The sequence below is a fragment of the Methylobacterium sp. J-088 genome, from assembly GCF_022829295.1.
Classification (GTDB): domain Bacteria; phylum Pseudomonadota; class Alphaproteobacteria; order Rhizobiales; family Beijerinckiaceae; genus Methylobacterium.
On the sequence record NZ_JAKSYH010000248.1, the window covers coordinates 30,001 to 49,744 of the forward strand.

Sequence of the window (19,744 nt, forward strand, 5' to 3'; positions counted from 1 at the left end):
AAGAACAACAGATCAGCACAAGTCTCTCACGTCAGGCCTCTCGACCCGACCGCAAGGACAAACGCCGCCCGCGTCTCCCTTCCTCAATCATAACTTGTCAAAGATCAGTACAAACTTTCGTAAGTACCTTTCGAGGGGAAGTCAAGTACCTTGGCTATCGCCAGATCTACTTTTCTTAACCTCAGGAAACCCGCCCGACCCGGCCGTTTTGCTTCGGCACCGCGTCGGGAGGCGCCGTATAGGCCGAGCCCGCCCGGCCTGTCAACCGACCTTTTCCCGGCGAAACCACCGGACCCGGAAGCCCGGATCCCGTTGGCGGACGACGACACCCCCAAGAGGGCAGCCCCATCCATTCGCACGTGAAAGGCATCTCGCAACCCGCCAGAGCTTAAGTCCGGCACGTCGACGCCCCGCCGAAGCGGAGCCGTGCAACCCGTGGCTGAGAGATTTCGGCGGACGGTGTTCTGTCGCTGCCGATGAAGTCGATATGGCGAAACTCGGCCGATCTTGCAAGGCTCGTGGCGTCGCAGGGCTGTCCCATGCGTCCGTAGCGGGCTTATGGCAGCACCGGGCTGCGATGCGCTCGCCCCGCCCAGCATTGTCGGGGCGGACCCTGCGGGCGTTCCAGCACCACGCCCAGTTGGACTTCGCGTGCCGCACGAGGGCGCGCGGTGGACCTGAGGGAGACGGCCTCGGCTCCGTTGCTCCCCGCATGCGGGTTCGGCAACCGACGGGTGAAACCCGCGCGTCACGTCGTCGAATAGGCGTCATCGCGACCAATCCCGGACCGGACAGATGACGTTGATCAACGACCTCACAGGGGCGCCGCCCGGCATGACCGGGCGCAGCCTGCTCCTGCGCCTGTCCGTGATCGGCGCGGTGGTGGCCGGCACGGCCGGCGGCTTCGCCTATGCGGGGGGCTGGCTGTCGCCCGGCCTCCTCACACCGGCGCGGATCGTCGATCGCTTCGAGGTGGTGAACGGGCCCCATCCCGGCTTCCGGCGCAACCACGCCAAGGGCTTGTGCGTGGCGGGGCGCTTCGCCCCCAACGGCGCGGGCGCGCGCCTCTCGACAGCCACCGTGTTCGCCCCCGGGCAGGTGACCCCCGTCCTGGGCCGGATCGCGCTGGCGGGCGGCCAGCCCTACGCGGCCGATGCCGAGACCACCGTGCGCAGCCTCGCCCTGCTGTTCCGGTCGCCGGACGGCGCGGAGTGGCGCACCGGCATGAACAACATCCCGGTCTTCCCCGTGCGCACGCCGGAGGCCTTCTACGACCAGCTCCGCGCCGCCAAGCCCGATCCAGCCACCGGCAAGCCCGATCCCGCCCGCATGGCGGCGTTCTTCGCGGCCCATCCCGAGAGCGCGCGGGCCGCGTCCCTGATCAAGGCGCGGACCGTGACCTCCGGTTTCGCCGACAGCACCTTCTGGAGCCTGAACGCCTTGCGGTTCGTAGCCGCCGACGGCACCGTGCGACCGGTGCGCTGGGCTTTCGTCCCGGAGCGGACAGCCGCACCCGAGACCGCCGATGGGACCGGTTCGCCCGCCCCAGATGGGCTGTTCGATGCTTTCGAGGCGCAGTTGCGCCAGGGTCCGCAGCGCTGGCACCTCGTGGTGACGGTCGGCCGGGGGGAGGCCCCCACCGCCGACGCGACGCAGCCCTGGCCCGCCGACCGCGAGCGCGTGGATGTCGGCACCCTGACCCTCACCGAGGCCATGCCGGAAGCGCCCCACACCTGCCGCGACGTCAACTTCGACCCGCTCGTCCTGCCGGAGGGTATCGCACCGAGCGACGATCCGCTGCTCAGCGCGCGCTCTGCGGCCTATGCGCAGTCCTTCACCCGCCGAGCCGGCGAGGCGAAGACGCCGAGCGCCGTGACCGGCGCGCCGATCCACGGAGCTGCCCTGTGACCGAACCCGCGCGCTTCAACTGGCCGGCCCGCCTGCTCCACTGGGGCATGGCGGTGATGATCCTCGCCATGCTGCTGATCGGCGTCGCCATGGTGACGTCGCTCGCCGACTATCACGCCCTGGTCGCGCTGCACCGACCCCTCGGCCTCCTGATCCTGCTCCTTGCCGGCCTGCGGCTCGTCAACCGCTGGCGCCATCCGCCCCCGCCCCTGCCGACGGATCTGCCCGCGTGGCAGCGGATCGCCGCGCACGGCTCGCATATCGCGCTCTACGGGCTGATGCTGACCCTGCCGCTGGTCGGCTGGGGCATGCTGTCGGCGGCGCGCTATCCGATCGTGCTGGCTGGGCCGGTGGTGCTGTCGCCGATCCTGCCGCAGGACCCGATGCTCGCCGCGGCGCTGCGGCACCTCCATACCGGGCTCGCCTATGCCCTGTTCGCTGCCTTTCTGGCGCATCTCGGGGCGGCGCTGATGCACGCGCTGATCCGCCAGGACGACGTCTTCGCCAGCATGGCCCCCTGGCGACCACGCCGGTAAGGTCCGGGCGGCATCCAGCCAGCCGGCCTGATATCCACACCGGGTGTTTCCCAGCCGGTCCGGTCGATGGCCGGGGGCCGCATGGCGCCCCCCGGCCGAGTCCCTCAGGTCAGAGGCTCGGGTGCAGGCCGCGAACCGGGCTCACGCCCTCCAGCACCGAGGCCGCGTGCAGGATCGTCGTCTCCGCCTGCCAGCTTGCAACCAGCTGCACGTTGATCGGCAAGCCCTCGCGGCTCGTCCCGAACCGTATCGACAGGCCCGGCAGGCCGGTGACATTCAGGGGCACGGTCGCGCCCTGCAGGTAAGTCAGATCGACCGTCTCGCCGTTGACGACGAGTTCCTGGATGCCGTGCTTGTGCGCCGGTACCGGCAGCACCGGGGTGAGGAGCACGTCGAAGTTCCGGAAGAAGGCCGCATAGCCGTCCCGGAGCCGCTCCGCCGCCTGCTCGGCCGCGACGTAGTCCTCCACCGACGGGTCCGGCAGGGACAACATGGTCTTGGCCATCTTGTACATCTGGTCCTCGTGCCCGGCGGTCGCTTCGCGGAACGCCGGCTTCATCTCCATGACGTGGAGCGTGTTGAACACGTCGAGGGCGAAGTCGCGCTCCAGCGCCGGGATGCGCACCTCCTCCACGTGGTGACCCTCGCCCTTGAGGGCCTCGGCCGCAGCCCGCACGGTCGCGGCGACCTGCGTGTCGATGGGCCCGAAGCCCGGCCCGACCATCCAGCCGACCCGGAGCTTGCGATTCGGCGCGGCACCGAGGCCGGCATCGAACGGGACGGTGCTGCTCGCGAAGGCGTCCTGCCCGTCTGGGCCGGCGAGTTGCGAGAAGGCGAGCGCGAGGTCGCGGATCGAACGTGCCATCGGGCCGACGTGCCAGAAGCGGCGGGGCGCCCGCGGCCAGATGCCGGTCATGGGCACGCGCCCATGGGTGGCCTTCAGCGAGACGATACCGGTCTGCGCGGCCGGGCCGCGCACCGATATCGCGAGGTCGGTGCCGAGTCCGAGTGGCGACATGCCCGCCGCGATGGCCGCCGACTCGCCGCCGCTGGAGCCCCCGGGCGTACGCTCGAGGTCCCACGGGTTGTTCGAGCGGCCGGAGAGCAGGTTGTCGCTCTCGATCCAGTAGGAGAACTCCGGGAGGTTGGTCTTAGCGAGCAGAATGCCACCGGCCCTCTTCAGGCGCGCCACGCTGGTGGCATCGGCGTCGGGCACCCGGCCCTTGAAGATCGGCGAGCCGCGCTGGGTGAGCACGCCGGCGGTGTCGATGGAATCCTTCACGGTGAACGGCACACCGTGAAGCGGCCCGAGTTCCCCGCCGGCCATGAGTGCCGCCTCCGCGTCCCGCGCGGCGGCCAGCGCGCCTTCCGCGACCGCGACGATGGCGTTGACCTTCGGATCGACCGCTTCGATGCGGTCGAGGTGCGCCTGCACGACCTCGACCGGTGAGAGCTGCTTGGTCCGGATCAATTCGGCGAGCCGGGTCGCGTCCGAGAAAACGATGTCCGTGGTCATGGGCTGGATCCTTCGAGGTCGCCGATGCGGGTGGCGTACGCCGCTTCGGGGGGTGACGATCAGGGGTTGGGTGGCAGGATGCGGCGCCGCCGGGGGCGCCCGCGTCCTCAGCGGTTGGCGAGGCGAGCGACGAGACACTCGGCGGCGGGGCCGGAGGAGGCCGGGTTCTGGCCGGTGATGAGCAGGCCGTCCGTCACCACGAAGGGTCCCCAGTCGGCACCCTTGGCGTAGAGGCCTCCGTTCCGCTTCAGCTCGTCCTCGACGAGGAACGGGACCACCTCTGTGAGGCCGACGGCCTCCTCCTCGGTGTTCGTGAAGCCGGTGACGTTCCGGCCTTCGACCAGCGGCTTCCCCTCCGGCGCCCTGGCATGGCGCAGGACGCCGGGGGCGTGGCAGACGAGGGCCACGGGCTTGCCGGCCCCGAGCGTCGTCTCGATCAGCGTGATCGAGGCAGGGTCCTCGGCAAGGTCCCAGAGAGGCCCATGCCCGCCGGGATAGAAGACGGCGTCGAAGCCCGCGTGGCCGACGGCGTCGAGCCGGCCCGTCTCGGTCAGCGCCGCCATGGCCGCCGCATCGGCTTCGAAGCGGCGCGTCGCGTCCGTCTGGAAGCTCGGCTCGGCGCTCTTCGGATCGAGCGGCGGGCGGCCACCCTTGGGCGACACCAGGACCACCCCCGCCCCCGCATCCTTGAACACGTAATAGGGCGCAGCGAGCTCCTCCAGCCAAAAGCCGGTCTTCCGGCCGGTTTCGCCGAGCCGGTCGTGCGAGGTCAGCACCATCAGGATCTTCATCGTCGGTCTCCAGGTCTTTCAGTTGTGTGAGGGAGGGTTTTGGGTTCGAGGCCGCGCTCGGAACGGGTTCGGGGAAGGCGGGCCGGCGCTAGCGCGCCTTCGCGGTGCGTCCGGCGGCCGGGTCGCGCGCCTGCGCGGCTTGTGCAGGGCGGAACTCGGGGCCCGCGCGGCGGACCTCGTCGAACCGGGCCATGCGGACGGCGCCGATGGTCTCGAGGGTGATCCGCTCTTGCGCCGTTGCTTGTGGCCCAGTGAGGAGTGCCATCAGCCCCTCAGCGATGAGGGTCGTGACGACAGAGGTGTTGGCGTGGTGGGGCATGGGTTTTCTCCGTCTGACTGCTGCTCCCCGACCGGCATGGAGGAGATGATTGGCTCAGCCTTGAGTAGACCGGTCGTCTCAAATATGGACGCAGTGAGGGGCTGCGTCCGGCGAAGTCGGAGGCGGTGGATCAGTGCGCCGTGAGGCCCAGGATGCGCCGGGTCGTCCCGATGGCCGCCGCGAACGGTGCGTCGGTCCGGACGATCTTGCCCATCAGGCTCGCGCCGAGCCAGACGTGATACAGGTCTTCGGCGGTCGTATGCGGCTCGCTCTCGACCGTGAGAGAGCGCTCCGCCACGCCCGCCGCAATGGCTTGCGACAGCCGTTCGATGATCGCGGCGGTGCCGGCCTTGAGGGCCAAGCGCATCGCCTCGGACAGGTCCGAGACTTCCGCCGCAAGCTTCACCGCAAGGCATTTGCGCTGATAGTCGACGCTTCCCTGCGTCGCCTGCCATTTGCGCCAGTAGTTCATCAGGCGCTCGGCATGACTCAACCCCGGCTCGGCCAGCGTCGTATCGAGGTCGGCGAGATAACTCTCGAAGTAGTCCGCCAAGAGGGCCTCGCCGAAAGCCTCCTTGGAGCCGAAGTAGTGGTAGAACGACCCTTTCGGCACGCCGGCCGAGGTCAGGATCTCGTTGAGTCCTACCCCGGAAAACCCCTTCGCGCCGATCAGGCCGTAGGCGGTGTCGAGGATCCCCTGCCGGGTGTCGGTATGTGCGGTGACGCGTGCCATGACGGTGAGATAGAATGGATTAGACCGGTCGTCTAGTGGCCATTCGCATTTTTTCCGGTAGCAAGGCTGGTTGCGGTTTGCCGGGTCGTCGTGCTGACCCGGATGCAATCCATGACCATCTTTAAAGTCGCATCCGCTTTCAAGCTGCGGGTGTGTCGCCTGTTTCGATCAAAATCCCCTTGACCATAGCCACCACCCGGGTGCGTCGGCCACGGTCAGATGCGAGCCGCACAGGCGACCAAGGACCGGGTATCGTTCTCTTGAAAGTCTGATCCGTTCTCCATAAAGAACGCGCCAGGGTTCGGCCGGAATTGCCGACCGGGCATGGAGGAGAGCCGATGTCAGACGGATTCGCGGCCCGTACCGTCGCGGCAGCCAATGGTGTCGCGCAGGATTCGGCCTTCGGGGCGGTCATCGCACCGATCCACCTGTCGACCACCTTCAAGTTCCCGGCCTTCGAGCAGCCCGGCCCATACGACTACTCCCGCCTCGGCAACCCGACGCGGGACGCCCTCGCCGACACGATCGCCAAGCTCGAAGGGGGCGCCCGGGCCGTGATCGTGGCGAGCGGCATGGCGGCCCTCGACCTCGCCCTGTCGAGCCTGCGGCCGGGCGACCTGCTGGTCGCGCCGCACGATCTTTACGGCGGCACACACCGCCTGCTGAGCTTCCGCGCCGCCCGGGGCCATTACCGCGTGGACTTCGTCGACCAGACCGACCCGGACGCCCTGGCGGCGGCCCTGGCCGGACGGCCGAAGGTCGTGCTCATCGAGACGCCGAGCAACCCGTTGATGCGGGTCGTGGATATCCGGCGCGTGACCGCCGCCGCCAAGGCGGTCGGCGCGCTGGCGGTGGTCGACAACACCTTCCTGTCGCCGGCCCTGCAGCAACCGATCACCCTGGGGGCGGATCTCGTGGTCCACTCCACCACGAAGTTCCTCAACGGTCATTCCGATGTGATCGGCGGGGCGGTGATCGCCGCCGACAAGGCCGTGGGCGAGGAACTCGCCGCCTGGGCGAACACGATCGGCGTCACGGGCTCGCCGCTCGACGCCTACCTGACGCTCCGGGGCCTGCGCACCCTGTTCGTGCGCGTGGACCAGCAGCAGCGCAACGCGGGGCGGATCGCCGGCTTCCTGGATGCGCATCCGGCCGTGAGCCGCGTCCACTACCCGGGCCTGCCGTCCCATCCCGGGCACGCCCTCGCCAAGGCGCAGCAGGCGGGCTTCGGCGCCATGCTGAGCTTCGAACTCGCGGGCGGGCTCGAGGCGGTGCGGGCCTTCGTAGGCGCCGTGCAGGTCTTCACCCTGGCCGAATCCCTGGGCGGGGTCGAGAGCCTGGTCGCCCACCCGCCGACTATGACCCATGCGGCCATGGACCCGGACGCGCGGGCGATCGCGGGCATCACCGACGGGCTGCTGCGCCTCTCGGTCGGGCTGGAGGCGGAGGACGACCTGTTGGCCGACCTATCGCGCGGCCTCGAAGCCGTGGGTGGGTGAGCAGGCCGCTCACCCCTCCTCGATCACGCTGAACCCGGACTCGTCCTCGACCACCCGGAAACGGGAGAGCCGCAGGGTCTGCGAGCGCTCGGCGGCCTCGTCCCGGCACTTGAGGACGTGGACCGCCCGGTTGACCACCTGCAGGTTCGGCGCGCCCCAGTAGGCAAGGAGGTCCGGCCAGGGGCGGGTGCGGTGCTCCCGCCAGACCTGATAGAGCGGCAGGGCGTGATCGACCTCGGCGGTGCGCAGCAGCCGCTTGCCGGAGGTCGCGCAGCGATGCCGCTGGCGGAGCTTCAGCGCCCGGACCTGCGCGTGCGGGGCGAGCCAGAACTTCCAGGCCGTGACACAGGCCGCATGCCAGCCGGCCCTGGCGTTGGGCGTGCCGCCGCCCCAGAGATCCCGGTGCCAGCCGAACCGGTAGACCGGCTGGCCGCAGATGCAGCAGGCACCGCGGCCGCGGGCGAAGGCGGGATCGCGAAAGGGAGCGGGCGGCGTCCGGAAACCGCCGGCGCGCCCCTCCCCCGAGCCATCACGGCCGATCTGCCACGTCCAGCCCTCCGGCGTGCCGGAGCGGGCCGCCAGGGCGCGGGCGAGCCGGTCGGCCCGGAGGACATGGCTGCGCCAGTAGCTCTCCACGGCAAGGCGCGGCGTCGGCGGGATCAGGGGCCGCGCCAGGGCGTGCCGGAGGACCGGTACGGGGAAGACCGGCGGCAGCGCCCGCTCCAGCCGCGCCCGGGCCTGCACGTTCCGAAGGGTACGCCATTGCGATGTCGTCATCCCGGCCGGTGCTACCAGAATGCGGGCGGGACCGCGATGACGCCGCCGCCACAGGGGTTGTCGCATAGGGTAAACGCAATGTTTCCCGTGAAACATCGACGGCCTGAACGCACCTGAACCGGCGCGGCCTCCAGAGTGCTCGTTGCCACCGTGCCAAGCGGGTCCTAGGACGACCGGGCTTGAAGCACTCGCAGCCGGCCCTCCGGGTCGGCCAAGGATATGCCGCCTTGATCACCGGTCCGTGCCTCATCGTCCAGCCGATCCACGCGGCGGGTCTCGATCGGCTGCGCGCGGCCGGGCTTGAGCCCCGCGCGGCCCGTGGCACCGACGCCGAGACCCTGGCCTGCGACGTCGCCGGCTGCGTCGCGGTCATCACCCGCAACACCGGCTTCCCGGCCGATGCCATCGAGGCGGCGGCGGCGCTGCAGGTGATCGGCGTGCACGGCACCGGCACCGATCACGTGGCCAAGGCGGCGGCGACCGAGGCCGGCATCGTGGTGGTCAACACCCCCGGCGCCAACGCCGTTTCGGTGGCCGAGCACACGCTGGCGCTGATCTTCGCCCTGGCGAAGGCCCTGCCCGGGGCCGACCGGTCGGTCCGGCAGGGCGACGACAGCTTCAAGTTCACCACCCGCTTGGTCGAGCTCGCAGGCCTCACCCTCGGCCTCGTCGGGTTCGGGGCGATCGGGCAGGCCACGGCCCGGCTCGGCGGCGCCCTCGGACTACGGGTCCTGGCCTACGGACCGAGCCGCCCGGAAACGGATTTCGCCACGGCCGGCGCCCTGCGCGCCACCTCGGTGGAGGCCGTGCTGGCAGAGGCCGACATCGTCTCGCTGCACCTGCCGCTCACCCCCGGCACCCGCGGATTGATCGGCCGGGAGCAGCTCGCCCGGATGAAGCGGGGCGCGTTCCTGATCAACACCAGCCGCGGCGGCCTGATCGACGAGGCGGACCTGATGGAGGCCCTGGAGGCCGGCACGATCGCCGGCGCCGGCCTCGACGTCTTCGCGCAGGAGCCGCTGCCCCGCAACCATCCCCTTGCCCACCAGGAGCGGGTGATCCTCACGCCTCATGTCGGCGGCTCGACCGAGGCCGCCCTGATCCGCACCGCCGAGACCGCCGCGACACGGGTGATCGACGTGTTGGCCGGTCGCCATCCCGGCGGGCTGGTCAACCCGGAGATTTGGGATCAGCGGCGCGGCGTATGAGACGGCCCCGTGCCGGGCGAGCTCGACACGCCGAGGCATGACGTCAGAGCATGGAGGCTATGAAAGCGCACGGTCTGCATGCCTTTCGGCGCATCGAGCCATTGCCTACCGCACTGCGATATCCTATCTGTGCGCTGCGGGATGGCGATGGCGTCGCCCTCCCGCTGCCCTTCTTGGGCGTTTCCTCCCTAGACTTCGGGCCGCTCCTTCGGGAGTGGCCTTTTTTGTTTTCGGACCGGATCCAGCGCCGGCCGCCACTCTCAGAGCGGGATTAAACAGTCAAGCGGAACCAGGAGCTTGACCGTGCGTTTTCCCGTCATGAAATACGCTCGCTCCATCCTCGTAACCACGGTCCTTGCCGTATTCGGGCTGGGCGTGGCGACTCAGAACCTGCATTCGCGCGATCGCAACGCGCCGACGCGACCCGCCGCGGTCGCCGAATCCATCAAGCCGGTGGCTTGGATCGATCCGCCGGCCCGCGGCACCCCCGAGATCACCGCCGAACCCGCGTCGGAGCAGCTAGGCGCCTTGGCCACCGCCGCGACGCCACCGGCCACGATCGCTCTCTCCGTCGAACCGCCCCGCAATAGCAGCGCGAACCACCGGGGGAAGGCAGCGGAGCGGAAGAACCGCTCCAGGGCTGCCCATCTGCATCGTCCCACCCGTGCCCGCACCGCCGCCGCCGATCCCGCCGTGATGCCGCAATCCGCGCCTCGGCCGGCACCGGATGCATCGGGGCGGATCGATCCGATCGGCGACATCCTGCGCGGCCTCGGATTCGGCCGCGACAGCTGATCCACGACTCCTACTCGACGTGGATGGTCAGCTTCATCTTCGGATGAATGCCGCACTGGATCACGAAATCCCCCGGCTCGACCAGCGTCAGCCGCGTCTCGGTCCCGGGCTCCTGATCACCGGCGTCGAACGAGAACCGGTCTGCTTCGATGAAGGCATGGTGGGTGAAGCTCTCATCGCCGTTGCGCAGGGTGATCGTGTCGCCCCGCCGGAGATACAGGTCGGTGGGCGCATAGTGGCGGCCCTTCTGCAACACGATCCGGGCCGCGGTCGATAGGGTCGCCCGCGCGCTTTCCAGCGCTGCGCCGGTGGCTGCGAGGGTGAGCGTACCGACGACGAGGACAGAACGCAGGCGCCTGCTGGCAGGGGGCATGATGGCGTTCGCAATGACCTCGAAGGGGCTTGCACGATCCGGCTCGCTGACCGGGCGTTTGGACCCTGTTGCAGTGCATGGTGAGGGATGCCCGTGAACGAATCGATACGTCGATCGTTCAAATTTGAGCGAGCTTCAGAAATCTAACCCATGTTTTACTGTATGTACCCGGATCTCAGCAGTATTCACGTCTAAATCCACGAATTCGTGAGCGCAGTCGCGGGCCGCGAGGGCGCTGCCGACGTGCTCGCGGAACACCCGGACTCGGGCGGGCAGCTCACGACCGGCCAGGGTGACGGCGCGCAGGGCCGCGCCACGGGTCGCCCAGGGGGCCAGCACGCGCTGGAGCTGGCCCGCCGCCACGGCCCGGGCGGCGACGAGGCTGGGGAGATGGCCGATCCCGGCGCCCGCCAGGGTCAACCGGAGCGCGGTTGCGAAATCGCTGACGCGGATCGCCGGGTTCACGGAGAGCGGCTCGGTACGGCCCTGGCCGTCGGTCAGCGCCAGCGCCGCCGCGCCGAAGCGTTCGCGGGCCAGGATCAGGTCGTGGTCGTGCAGGGCGGCAAGGTCCGCCGGGGCCGGCCGGCGCAGCAGGTAGGCGGGGGCGGCGTAAAGGGACGCCGTCAGCGTCGCCAGGACGACGGCGCGATAGCCGGTCTCCTCGGCGCTGCCGAGCCGCAGGGCAAGGTCGATCCGGTTGGCCGCCAGATCGAGGCGCGCGTCGGTGTTCAGCATCTCCACGGTGATCTGCGGATAGGCCTCGCGAAAGCTCGCGATGATCTCCGGCATCACCTCGATGCCGAAATCGATCGAGGTGGTAATCCGCAGGTGCCCGGCCGGCACCGTCCGGGCATCGCGGGCGGTCTCGGCCGCCTCATCGAGCAGAGTTAGGCTCTCCTGTGCCTTGGTGTAGAAGGCGAGACCCTCGGCGGTCGGCGAGACCGCCCGGGAGGTCCGTGCCATCAACCGGACACCGAGCGCCCGTTCCAGCCGGGAGATCCGCCGGCTGACGCTGCCCTTGGTCTCGCGCAGGCTGGCCGCCGCCGCGGTGACGGTCCCGAGATCCACGACGGTGCAGAAGGCCCGTACATCGTCCAGCCCGCCGCGGAAGGTTTCCGTTTTCGCAACCATGGGGTTCCGGATAGCAGGCTCAACCAGGGCCGTGAACGGGGCTACACGGCTGCTGCGGCGCAACGAATCGCGCTCGACCGTCTGCTCTGCAGGAGACACCCTTGAAGTCGATTCTCGCCTCCGGCCTTCTGGCCCTGCTGGTCGCCACCCCCGTCCTGGCCCAGACCCCGCCGACCCGCGATCCCGCCCAGATCCAGGCCGGCACCTACGCGGTCGATCCCGGCCACACCCAGGTCGGCTGGCGGGTGTCCCATATGGGCTTCTCGAACTACGCCGGCGGCTTCTCGGAGGTGTCGGGTACGCTGGAACTGCAGCCGAAGAACCCGGCGGCGGCGAAGCTGTCGGTGAAGATCCCGGTCGCCTCGGTGACGACCACCAGCGCCAAGCTCACCGACGAGTTGAAGGGCGACCAGTGGCTCGACGCCGCCAAGTTCCCCGACATGACCTTCGTGTCCACCAAGGTCGCCCCCGCCGGCAAGGACCACGCGAAGGTGACGGGCGACCTGACGCTTCACGGCGTGACCAAGCCGGTGACGCTCGACGTCACGCTTGTCGGCGCCGGTGTGAACCCGCTGAGCAAGAAGGTCACGGTCGGCTTCGAAGCCACCGGGACACTCAAACGCTCCGAGTTCGGCGTGAAGACCTACGTGCCGCTGATCGGCGACGAGTTGCACCTCACCATCGCGGGGGCGTTCGAGAAGCAGGAGTGAGGGCGGGCAGACGGCCGCGGACGGCTGCCGTCTGGCGTCGCTTCGCGGCGCGTCCTCTCCTTTCGAGAACCGGCACGAAGGCCCCCGCATCTCCCCTTCCCCCGCAAAGGGGGGAGGGAGACGCGCGGTGCCGTCCTACCTTTCCGAAGGAAACCGGCCCCAGCACAATGACAAGCCGCGCGAGCGGCTCGACAGCCCCCCTACCCCGGTCGGTCCTCCGACCCCGTCCCCAGCGCCCGCTGGACCATCACGCTGTCGGCCCAGTGGCCGTACTTGAACGCCACCGCCCGCAGAAAGCCGACCCGCTCGAAGCCGCAGGCCTCGTGGAGGCGCAACGACGCCTCGTTCTCGGCGTCGATGTAGCCGATGATCTGGCGGTAGCCGCCGGCCGCGCAGGCCTCGATCAGCGCCGGAAGAAGCCGCCGGCCGATCCCCGCGTGCAGGTGGTCGGGATGCACGTAGATCGAATGCTTGAGCGTGTAGCGATAGGCCGGGCGCTTCCGGAACGGCACCGCGTAGGCGTAGCCCGCCACCACGCCACCGCGGTCGGCCACGAGGTGCGGCAGGCGCTTCTTGCGCATCGACTTGCGCCGCCGCTTCAGGTCGTCGGGGAGCATCCGCTCCTCCTCGAAGGCCCCGACATCGCCCACGCCCTTGCCGATGTGGTGCTCGTAGATCGCCACCATCGCCTCGAGATCCGCGTCCGAGGAGGCGCGGATGACGATGTCGGGGCAAGGCCGCGCGGCGAGCGGCCCGGGGGGCTCGACCTCGATCTCCATCAGGCCCCCTCGCGCACGACGTAGGTGTGGAAGCGGATCCGCCCGTCCGGCTCGACCTCCCGGTAGACGCCCTGGATCTCGGCCTCGAAGCCGGGGAACAGGTTGGCGGAGGCCTCGAACATCTTGAAATAGTCGAGCATGGGCGCGGCCCGTTCGTCGAGCCGCTCACCCGGCAGCACCGTGCCGATGCCCGGGGGATAGACCAGCATCAGCGTGCTGGCGATCCGGCCCTCGGCTTCCGCGATCGGCACGTAATCGACCTTGTTGCGGGTCAGCATCTGGGCGGCGCGCTTGGGCGGCATCACCATCTCGGGCAGGTGATCGGGGGCGAATTGCCGCCGCTGGAGCGTGGAGGTGCCGGCCTCCCGGTGGAAGGCGTGGAACTCGCCGCACAGGTCGCGCAGGCGCACGCCGCGGTAGCGATTCGGCCGGCGGGCGACGAATTCCGGCATGGCCTCCTCCAAGGGCACGTTGTCGTCGTGCAGCCGCTTGAAGGCGACGAGGCCCGAGATCAGCGTGCCGGCCTTGGAGGATTCCACCCCCGGGGTCAGCAGGAAGAGCAGCGAGTTCAGGTCGTTCTTCTCGGCGACGATCCGGTTCTCACGCAGGTACTGGGCCACGATCGGCGCCGGCACGCCGTGGGCAGCATAGGCGCCGGTCTTCCGGTCGAAGCCCGGGGTGAGCACCGTCAGCTTGTTCGGGTCGGTGATGGCGTAGCCCGACGCCACATGGGTGAAGCCGTGCCATCGGGCGCCGGGCTTCAGCTCCCAGTGGCGCGGCGTGGCTGCCAACTCATCGGTGGGCACGCTCTCCCAGGGCACCTCGGCCCCGTCGGCATTCTTGGTCACGTCCGGCACGAAGGGGTCGAAGAACCAGCGCCGGGCCGGATCGCGCTCGTTCTCCTCGAATTCCCGCCGGATCGCCCGGACCTTCTTGCGCCACTCGATCCCGAGCCGGATCGTGTCGTCCCACAGGATCATGCCCGAGCGGCCCTTCATCATCTGGGCGCCGACATCGAGCGAGGCGAACAGGGGATAGAAGGGTGACGTGGAGGCGTGGACCAGGAAACTCTCGTTGAGCCGCTTGTGCTCGACCCGCCGGGTCTGGCCGCGGATGTGCCCGTCGCGCGTGTGGATCTGCGAGGCCTGGGAGAAGCTCGCGAGCTGCTTGTGGGTCGATTGCGTGGCGACGATGCCGGGGGAGGTCTCGTCGAGCCCGGTCAGCCCCATGGCGAAGCGCCGGGCGTAGAGCGGGTGGAACTTCATGAAGCCTGCCCAGGCCTCGTCGAACAGGATGTAGTCGCAGAGGTGGCCGATCTTCTCCAGGATCTCCTGGGCGTCGTAGATCGTGCCGTCATAGGTGCATTGCTCGATCACCGCGACGCGGAACGGCCGCTCCCGGCGCCACGCCTCCGGATCCGTCACCAGCGGGTTGCGGCGGATCTTTTCGCGGATGCGCGTCTCGTCCAGGGCCTCGTGGTAGATCGGGCCGATCAGCCCGTAGGCGTTGCGATCGGTCTCCAGAAAGATCGGGATGCCACCGCCGAGGAACAGGGCGCCATGGTGGGCCGCCTTGTGGTTGTTGCGGTCGAACAGGACGAGGTCGTCCTCCGCCACCAGGGACGACAGGACGATCTTGTTGGAGGCCGAGGTGCCGTTGAGGACGAAGTAGGTCTTTTCCGCCCCGAAGATCTTGGCGGCCTCCTTCTGGGCCTTCAGCGCCGGACCCTCGTGGGTCAACAGGTCGCCGAGATCGAGCACCGAGTTGTCGAGGTCATCGCGAAAAATCGCCTCGCCCAGGTGCTCCACGAAGATTCGGCCGATCGGCGAGCGGTTGTAAAAGATACCGCCGTTGTGGCCTGGACAGGTCCAGAGCTGATTGCCCTTCTCGGCGTAGTCGACCAGCGCGCCGAAGAACGGCGTCTTGAGGGATCCGGCATATTGCGTGACCCGGCTGACGAGGCCGCGGGCGATGAATTCCGGCGTCTCCTCGGCGAGGAAGATGTAGCCGTCGATGAAGTCGAGCAGCTCGACCGGGATGTCCTCCAGCCGCTTGCGGCGGACCATGATGACGATCGGCATCTCCAGGCCGCGCTTGCGCATCATGTCGATGAGCGCGGCGGTCTTGCCGTCGAGGCCGCGCTTGCCCCAGTCGACCACGAGGCAACCGACCGCCGCGTCGGTCTGGACCGCGATCGCCGCGTCCTCGACGCGCCGGGCGCGCACCACCTCGAAGCCGCGACTCTCCACGGCCGCCACGATCTGATTGACGCGCGCGCCTTCCAGATCGTCCGGATCGAAGGCCGGCGTGCACATCAGGACCGTGAAGCGACGGTGGAAGTCCATGGAGCTCTCTTTGCCAGGGATACAGCGCGAGGCTTTCTGGCCGGTCCGTGACGATTGGATGACAGCGCTGGACCGGCGCGATGAATCGTCGGATCAGGCGCCGCCCGACCGCCCGTCGTGCCCGATCAGCCGCTCGACCTCGGCCAGCGCGACGGCGCGGGCGGCGTGCTCGGAGGCGTGCGGGCGGTACGATCCCCGGACCAGCTTGCCGCGGTCGCGGATCGCCCAGGTGAAGCCGCCCGGGTCATGCCGGCTCGGTCTTACCTCAACCGTGTAGAGATGCCCGCAATTCACACCCATGGATCGAATGTGCGGGAGATCCCGCGGTCGGCACAGGGGGTGCGACCGTGAGCGGCAGCAAACCGTCTATCGGATCTGCCGCTTTCGACCGGGGGCGGCCTGCGCGGGTGCATCGTGAGCAGGCTCCGCGAATCCGGCGATCTTCGTCCCGAACCAGACCACGTGCTTGGGCCCGCTGCCCCGGCCGCTGGCATGAACGCGCTGCTCGTCCACGTCGAAGCCGGAGCGCTGCATCCGGCTCTTGAACTTCCGGTCCGGGGCGCCCGACCAGACGCCCAGGATCCCGCCCGGCCGCAGGGCCCACCGGGCCCGCTTCAGACCCCAATTGTCGTAGAGCCGGTCGTTCGACCGGCGCATCAGACCCTCCGGGCCGTTGTCGACATCGAGCAGGATCGCGTCGTAGCGCTCCGGCCCGGCCTGAATCAGGCGGTTCACGTCGGCCTCCTGCAGGTCGACCCGCGGATCGTCCAGGCAGCCGGCGAAGACATGCGCCAGGGGACCCCGCGCCCAGGCGATCACCGCCGGCACCAGCTCGGCCACCACCACCTGCGCTTCGGGGCCGAGATGCGCCAGCGCCGCCCGCAGGGTGAAGCCCATGCCGAGGCCGCCGATCAGGATTCGGGCGCGCGGCCGATCCGCGAGCCGCGCACAGGTCAGCGTCGCGAGCGCCACTTCGGAGCCGCTGCGGCGGTTGTTCATCAGCTCGATCGTGTCGGCCAGGATCGCGAATTCCTCGCCGCGCCGCATCAGGCGCAAGGAGGTGCCACCACCGGGCACGGATCCGGTATCGAGATGAACCCAGGGTATCACGGGCGGCGTCCTCGTCTGGCGCGGGGGTGTCGGGGGAGGCGCCGGGCGCGGCCTATGCACGCCGCATGGCCCCCACATGTCGCAGCGGCTTGCCGCAACCAATTCCGGCGGCGTATCAGCACCTATGGCCAAGCGTATCAAGTCGAGACCGCAAGAGCGGGGTTTTGTGATGTTCGATGTCGTCTATACCGACGGCTCCCGGGCCTCGAACCGGCGGGTGCCGATGGAGATCCTGGGCGGCCTGGACGGCGACGAGCCGGCCCGCGAGCTCATCCTCGAACAAGAGGCGGAGATCGCCCTCAAGGCGGGGCGGCCCAGCCGCGAGATCCAGAGCCTGACCCGCTCGCCGATCGTCAAGCCGAAGCCGGTCGAATGACTGGGCGCGCGCTCGGCCGACGTGGACACCGGTTCGGCGCAGGAGCGCGCACAACAACAAGGGCTTAGCGCCGGTCAGGCCGTCTCCGCCGTCCTGCGGGCGACCTCGTCCCGCAGCGCCGCGTTCATCTCCGCGAACCGGGCCTGCATGCGCCCCTGAAGCCAGGGGAACAGCACGGGGGCGAACCAGCCCGCGCAGGTCTCGGCCTGGACGAGATCGACGCCCTGCCGGGTCTCGGTGATTCGAACGTCGTGCGTGCCGGTGCTCAGGTGCGGCATCGGCATGCGCAGAATCGGGATGCCGCTGCGCCAGGTCAGGCGCCGGCCGGGCTCCCAGCAGGTTACCTGCACACGCACGGTCCGGTACGTGCGGCCGTTCAGGGTCAGTTCCAGGCGCCACTGCGCGCCCGCGCGCCGCTGCCCCGCGGCCTTCCGGATGAACGGGTTCCAATCCGGATAGGATTCGAGGTCCGTCAGCACCGACCAGACCATCCCGGCCCGGGCGGGAATCGCGATTGTCGTGCTGCTGACCCGGCCCGCCGTCCGGCCCTTGTCGACCGTTTCCTTGTCGACCGTTTCCTTGCCGACCGTCATGCGTCCCTCCCGCACCTGCCGTGGAGAACACCCGTGGACGAAGAACGGTGCGGATCAGAGCGCGCCCTCGACCACCTCCAGGGCCCGCAGGACCGCGAAGCCGATCCGCTCGGCCTCGGCCTCCGCGTCGGCACTGGCCGGCAGCAGCGCCACGGTCTCGACCTCCGGCTCGTCCTCCGGTCCGACCACGATCCGGAAGACCTCGCCCTCCTGCGCCGCCGGATCCCGGATCAGGCCGACCCGGTGGCCGGCCCCCGTACCGAGGACGCGCAGGAACGGCGGAACGACCTCCTCCGGCCCGGCGGGAGCGGGCCGGCGGGGGGCGCCGAAGGCCGGGCGGATGACGTTGTCGTCGGACATGATGGCCGCTCCCTCCTCGATCCGCACGCCGGACATTGGGATCGTCGCGCCACCCTCCGTTGCAGAGGATGGAGGCGGCCGATTTGTCCAGTTTTCTCGGGCATCCTACCCTACAGGAATGTCCGTCGCGTTTGCCTATCGATTCCAGCAGGACGTTCCACGGTCGAGCCTCCGGGATCTCGACGATGTGGTTCTGCTTGTCGACGTCATGAGCGATGACGGTGATCTCTTTCCGGCCGGGCGTGCAGGCACGATCGTCAGCGTCCATGGCGAGGGCGAAAGCTACATCGTGGAGTTCGCCGAGCCACCCGGCGCCCTCGTCTCGGTCTTCCCGCACGAGATACGCCGCGTCGAGCGTCCAATCCTTTGATCGACGATGGCGTCCCGGTCACTGCGTGACTGCAGTCCCCCTGACACGTCGTCGCCTGGAACCGGGACCGTAGCGAGGTCTGTCACCCTGCCCTCCCGGCGCCGGCCAAGCCCGCCGTCGCCAGAACGGCGTCCGCCAGAACTTCCAGACCGGCCCCGGCCCAGTCCGGCGTGATGCTCTCGGCCTCGTTGTGGCTGATGCCGCCGTGACAGGGGCAGAACACCAGGGCCGCAGGGACCGCGCGGGCGCAGTAGACGGCGTCGTGGTAAATCGCCGTCGGCACCCGCGTCCAGGCATGGCCCCGGGACTCGGCGGCGGCCTGGACCCGATCCACCAGCACGGGATCGAACGGGGTCGGCGGCGCGCGCCAGAATTCTTCTACGCGGATTGAGACGCCGCGCTCGGCCGCCAGGGCGTCGGCCCGGGCCTGAATCTGGATCCGCATCGCCTCCAGCTGCTCGGTGTCGCCGTGGCGCGTGTCGAGGCTGAACCAGACCCGCCCCGGCGTGATGTTGCGGCTTTCCGGCTCGGCCTTCAGCACGCCCACGGTGGCCCGCCCGCGCTCGCCGCCGGCCGCCACCGCGTCTCGGGCGATGCCTTCGAGGGACGCGATCAGCGCCGCCGCGGCCATCAGGGCGTCGCGCCGCCCCTCCATGGGGCTGCCAGCATGGGCCTCCTCGCCCTGCACGGTGACCTCGTACCAGATCTGCGCCAGCGCCCGGTCGACCACCCCGATGGTCAGGCCGGCATCCTCCAGGCGCTTGCCCTGCTCGATGTGCAGCTCGAAATAGGCACCAATCGCCCGCAGGTCCGCCGGATCCGCCTCGCCCTGCCAGCCGATGCGGCGCAATTCGTCGCCGAATCCGTGGCCAGACAGGTCCCGGGTCGCCAGGACTTCCGCCTCCGGGACGATCCCCATGGCGACGCCGCTGCCGCTCATCGGCGGCGGGAAACGCGAACCCTCCTCGTTGCACCAGTTGATCAGCAGGAGCGGCGCCTCGGTCTCGATCCCGGCCTCCTGCAGGGCGCGCATGATCTCCAGGCCGGCCAGCACGCCGAGCGGACCGTCGAACTTGCCCCCGGTCGGCTGGGTGTCGAGGTGGCTGCCGACCGCCACCGGCTTCAGATCCGGGTTCCGCCCCGGGCGGCGGAAGATCATGTTGCCGATCCGGTCGACCGTGAGCGTGAGCCCCGCGGCCTCGCCCCAGCGCTGGAACAGGGCCCGCCCCTCCGCGTCGCGGTCGGTCAGCGTCTGGCGGTCATTGCCACCGTTGGGCAGCGCCCCGATCCGGGCGAGCTCCATCAGACTGTCCCAGAGCCGGTCCTGTGAAAGCGGGAGATTGATGCGATCCACGATGCGATGCCCCTCTGCCGAAGGCGTCCCGGAGACGGGAGGTTAGGCCGCGATCCCGATCGGCGCCAGGGACGGGCCGGGATCGGCCTGAACGATCGGGCGGCCCGTACGGATCATGGCCGTCCTGAAGCCCGATGGGGTAGTATCGACCGAGGCAGCCG

General features: G+C 69.6%; 22 protein-coding genes. 8 read left to right on the forward strand and 14 right to left on the reverse strand.

What is annotated here, in order from left to right:
• The first annotated feature begins 795 nt into the window (after positions 1–795).
• Both MKK63_RS26575 and MKK63_RS26580 read left to right on the forward strand, forming a co-directional pair.
• Positions 796–1,908 carry a catalase family peroxidase gene (locus tag MKK63_RS26575; protein ID WP_244006896.1) on the forward strand — a complete coding sequence of 371 codons (1,113 nt, stop codon included), beginning with the start codon at positions 796–798 and terminating at the stop codon, positions 1,906–1,908.
• Positions 1,905–2,444 carry a cytochrome b gene (locus tag MKK63_RS26580; RefSeq protein WP_244006898.1) on the forward strand — a complete coding sequence of 180 codons (540 nt, stop codon included), beginning with the start codon at positions 1,905–1,907 and terminating at the stop codon, positions 2,442–2,444. Before MKK63_RS26575 ends, MKK63_RS26580 begins: the two co-directional genes overlap by 4 nt.
• 109 nt (positions 2,445–2,553) lie before the next feature.
• Here the strand turns inward: MKK63_RS26580 and MKK63_RS26585 are convergent, their stop codons facing one another.
• The 4 genes from MKK63_RS26585 to MKK63_RS26600 all read right to left on the reverse strand — a co-directional run bounded on the left by MKK63_RS26585 (position 2,554) and on the right by MKK63_RS26600 (position 5,803).
• Positions 2,554–3,960, reverse strand: coding sequence for an amidase (locus MKK63_RS26585; protein ID WP_244006899.1), 1,407 nt, complete (start codon positions 3,958–3,960; stop codon positions 2,554–2,556).
• A 107-nt stretch (positions 3,961–4,067) separates the two neighbouring features.
• Positions 4,068–4,751, reverse strand: a complete 684-nt coding sequence (locus tag MKK63_RS26590; protein ID WP_244006900.1) for a type 1 glutamine amidotransferase domain-containing protein — start codon at positions 4,749–4,751, stop codon at positions 4,068–4,070.
• Between the two features lie 88 nt (positions 4,752–4,839).
• Positions 4,840–5,070 (reverse strand): hypothetical protein, encoded by a 231-nt coding sequence (locus MKK63_RS26595; RefSeq protein ID WP_244006901.1) that lies wholly within the window; start codon positions 5,068–5,070, stop codon positions 4,840–4,842.
• 130 nt (positions 5,071–5,200) lie between these two features.
• Positions 5,201–5,803, reverse strand: coding sequence for a TetR/AcrR family transcriptional regulator (locus tag MKK63_RS26600; RefSeq protein WP_244006902.1), 603 nt, complete (start codon positions 5,801–5,803; stop codon positions 5,201–5,203).
• 338 nt (positions 5,804–6,141) lie between these two features.
• On the opposite strand from MKK63_RS26600, the gene metB reads away from it, so the two are divergent.
• Entirely contained in the window at positions 6,142–7,302 is a 1,161-nt protein-coding gene (gene metB, locus MKK63_RS26605; protein ID WP_244006904.1) for a cystathionine gamma-synthase, read from the forward strand.
• Positions 7,303–7,311: 9 nt separating this feature from the next.
• On the opposite strand, the gene MKK63_RS26610 is transcribed toward metB, so the two are convergent.
• The gene (locus MKK63_RS26610; RefSeq protein WP_244006906.1) at positions 7,312–8,079 is read right to left on the reverse strand and encodes a hypothetical protein; all 768 of its coding nucleotides are present in this window, start codon (positions 8,077–8,079) and stop codon (positions 7,312–7,314) included.
• A 227-nt stretch (positions 8,080–8,306) separates the two neighbouring features.
• On the opposite strand from MKK63_RS26610, the gene MKK63_RS26615 reads away from it, so the two are divergent.
• Both MKK63_RS26615 and MKK63_RS26620 read left to right on the forward strand, forming a co-directional pair.
• Positions 8,307–9,287: a hydroxyacid dehydrogenase gene (locus MKK63_RS26615; RefSeq protein WP_244006908.1), complete on the forward strand. Its 981-nt coding sequence runs from the start codon at positions 8,307–8,309 to the stop codon at positions 9,285–9,287.
• A 303-nt stretch (positions 9,288–9,590) separates the two neighbouring features.
• Positions 9,591–10,082: a hypothetical protein gene (locus MKK63_RS26620; RefSeq protein WP_244006911.1), complete on the forward strand. Its 492-nt coding sequence runs from the start codon at positions 9,591–9,593 to the stop codon at positions 10,080–10,082.
• 10 nt (positions 10,083–10,092) lie between these two features.
• Here the strand turns inward: MKK63_RS26620 and MKK63_RS26625 are convergent, their stop codons facing one another.
• Both MKK63_RS26625 and MKK63_RS26630 read right to left on the reverse strand, forming a co-directional pair.
• A complete protein-coding gene (locus MKK63_RS26625; RefSeq protein ID WP_244006913.1) occupies positions 10,093–10,455 on the reverse strand; it encodes a hypothetical protein in 363 nt (120 codons plus the stop codon).
• A 135-nt stretch (positions 10,456–10,590) separates the two neighbouring features.
• Complete coding sequence (locus MKK63_RS26630; protein ID WP_244006914.1) at positions 10,591–11,586, reverse strand: LysR family transcriptional regulator; 996 nt, start codon at positions 11,584–11,586, stop codon at positions 10,591–10,593.
• A 101-nt stretch (positions 11,587–11,687) separates the two neighbouring features.
• Here MKK63_RS26630 and MKK63_RS26635 point away from each other — a divergent pair, with 101 nt between their 5' ends.
• Entirely contained in the window at positions 11,688–12,296 is a 609-nt protein-coding gene (locus tag MKK63_RS26635; protein WP_244006915.1) for a YceI family protein, read from the forward strand.
• A 200-nt stretch (positions 12,297–12,496) separates the two neighbouring features.
• Here the strand turns inward: MKK63_RS26635 and MKK63_RS26640 are convergent, their stop codons facing one another.
• The 4 genes from MKK63_RS26640 to MKK63_RS26655 form a co-directional block, all read right to left on the reverse strand.
• Positions 12,497–13,075: a GNAT family N-acetyltransferase gene (locus tag MKK63_RS26640; protein ID WP_244006916.1), complete on the reverse strand. Its 579-nt coding sequence runs from the start codon at positions 13,073–13,075 to the stop codon at positions 12,497–12,499.
• Positions 13,075–15,420: an Orn/Lys/Arg decarboxylase N-terminal domain-containing protein gene (locus tag MKK63_RS26645; RefSeq protein WP_244006917.1), complete on the reverse strand. Its 2,346-nt coding sequence runs from the start codon at positions 15,418–15,420 to the stop codon at positions 13,075–13,077. Before MKK63_RS26645 ends, MKK63_RS26640 begins: the two co-directional genes overlap by 1 nt.
• 93 nt (positions 15,421–15,513) lie before the next feature.
• Positions 15,514–15,720: a hypothetical protein gene (locus MKK63_RS26650; protein WP_243924489.1), complete on the reverse strand. Its 207-nt coding sequence runs from the start codon at positions 15,718–15,720 to the stop codon at positions 15,514–15,516.
• Positions 15,721–15,786: 66 nt separating this feature from the next.
• Entirely contained in the window at positions 15,787–16,530 is a 744-nt protein-coding gene (locus tag MKK63_RS26655; protein WP_244006919.1) for a spermidine synthase, read from the reverse strand.
• Positions 16,531–16,654: 124 nt separating this feature from the next.
• Here MKK63_RS26655 and MKK63_RS26660 point away from each other — a divergent pair, with 124 nt between their 5' ends.
• On the forward strand, positions 16,655–16,906 hold the full coding sequence (locus MKK63_RS26660; RefSeq protein WP_243924492.1) for a hypothetical protein: 252 nt from the start codon (positions 16,655–16,657) through the stop codon (positions 16,904–16,906).
• A gap of 74 nt (positions 16,907–16,980) precedes the next feature.
• Here MKK63_RS26660 and MKK63_RS26665 read toward each other — a convergent pair whose 3' ends face one another.
• A complete protein-coding gene (locus MKK63_RS26665; protein ID WP_244006921.1) occupies positions 16,981–17,499 on the reverse strand; it encodes an SRPBCC domain-containing protein in 519 nt (172 codons plus the stop codon).
• A gap of 54 nt (positions 17,500–17,553) precedes the next feature.
• Positions 17,554–17,859, reverse strand: a complete 306-nt coding sequence (locus MKK63_RS26670; RefSeq protein WP_244006923.1) for a hypothetical protein — start codon at positions 17,857–17,859, stop codon at positions 17,554–17,556.
• On the opposite strand from MKK63_RS26670, the gene MKK63_RS26675 reads away from it, so the two are divergent.
• Positions 17,858–18,229 (forward strand): hypothetical protein, encoded by a 372-nt coding sequence (locus tag MKK63_RS26675; RefSeq protein ID WP_244006925.1) that lies wholly within the window; start codon positions 17,858–17,860, stop codon positions 18,227–18,229. The two genes, MKK63_RS26670 and MKK63_RS26675, sit on opposite strands and share 2 nt — an antisense overlap.
• Positions 18,230–18,311: 82 nt before the next feature.
• On the opposite strand, the gene MKK63_RS26680 is transcribed toward MKK63_RS26675, so the two are convergent.
• Positions 18,312–19,583 (reverse strand): Zn-dependent hydrolase, encoded by a 1,272-nt coding sequence (locus tag MKK63_RS26680; protein WP_244006927.1) that lies wholly within the window; start codon positions 19,581–19,583, stop codon positions 18,312–18,314.
• Positions 19,584–19,744 lie beyond the last annotated feature (161 nt).

Excerpts from the sequence above, each read along its gene's own strand:
- MKK63_RS26660 (WP_243924492.1), top strand. The coding sequence starts at position 16,655 with ATGGCCAAGCGTATCAAGTCGAGACCGCAAGAGCGGGGTTTTGTGATG.
- MKK63_RS26600 (WP_244006902.1), bottom strand. The coding sequence starts at position 5,803 with ATGGCACGCGTCACCGCACATACCGACACCCGGCAGGGGATCCTCGAC.
- MKK63_RS26650 (WP_243924489.1), bottom strand. The coding sequence starts at position 15,720 with ATGGGTGTGAATTGCGGGCATCTCTACACGGTTGAGGTAAGACCGAGC.
- MKK63_RS26645 (WP_244006917.1), bottom strand. The coding sequence starts at position 15,420 with ATGGACTTCCACCGTCGCTTCACGGTCCTGATGTGCACGCCGGCCTTC.
- MKK63_RS26640 (WP_244006916.1), bottom strand. The coding sequence starts at position 13,075 with ATGGAGATCGAGGTCGAGCCCCCCGGGCCGCTCGCCGCGCGGCCTTGC.
- MKK63_RS26665 (WP_244006921.1), bottom strand. The coding sequence starts at position 17,499 with ATGACGGTCGGCAAGGAAACGGTCGACAAGGAAACGGTCGACAAGGGC.
- MKK63_RS26630 (WP_244006914.1), bottom strand. The coding sequence starts at position 11,586 with ATGGTTGCGAAAACGGAAACCTTCCGCGGCGGGCTGGACGATGTACGG.
- MKK63_RS26590 (WP_244006900.1), bottom strand. The coding sequence starts at position 4,751 with ATGAAGATCCTGATGGTGCTGACCTCGCACGACCGGCTCGGCGAAACC.
- metB (WP_244006904.1), top strand. The coding sequence starts at position 6,142 with ATGTCAGACGGATTCGCGGCCCGTACCGTCGCGGCAGCCAATGGTGTC.
- MKK63_RS26595 (WP_244006901.1), bottom strand. The coding sequence starts at position 5,070 with ATGCCCCACCACGCCAACACCTCTGTCGTCACGACCCTCATCGCTGAG.
- MKK63_RS26675 (WP_244006925.1), top strand. The coding sequence starts at position 17,858 with ATGATGGCCGCTCCCTCCTCGATCCGCACGCCGGACATTGGGATCGTC.
- MKK63_RS26575 (WP_244006896.1), top strand. The coding sequence starts at position 796 with ATGACGTTGATCAACGACCTCACAGGGGCGCCGCCCGGCATGACCGGG.
- MKK63_RS26585 (WP_244006899.1), bottom strand. The coding sequence starts at position 3,960 with ATGACCACGGACATCGTTTTCTCGGACGCGACCCGGCTCGCCGAATTG.
- MKK63_RS26625 (WP_244006913.1), bottom strand. The coding sequence starts at position 10,455 with ATGCCCCCTGCCAGCAGGCGCCTGCGTTCTGTCCTCGTCGTCGGTACG.
- MKK63_RS26610 (WP_244006906.1), bottom strand. The coding sequence starts at position 8,079 with ATGACGACATCGCAATGGCGTACCCTTCGGAACGTGCAGGCCCGGGCG.
- MKK63_RS26670 (WP_244006923.1), bottom strand. The coding sequence starts at position 17,859 with ATGTCCGACGACAACGTCATCCGCCCGGCCTTCGGCGCCCCCCGCCGG.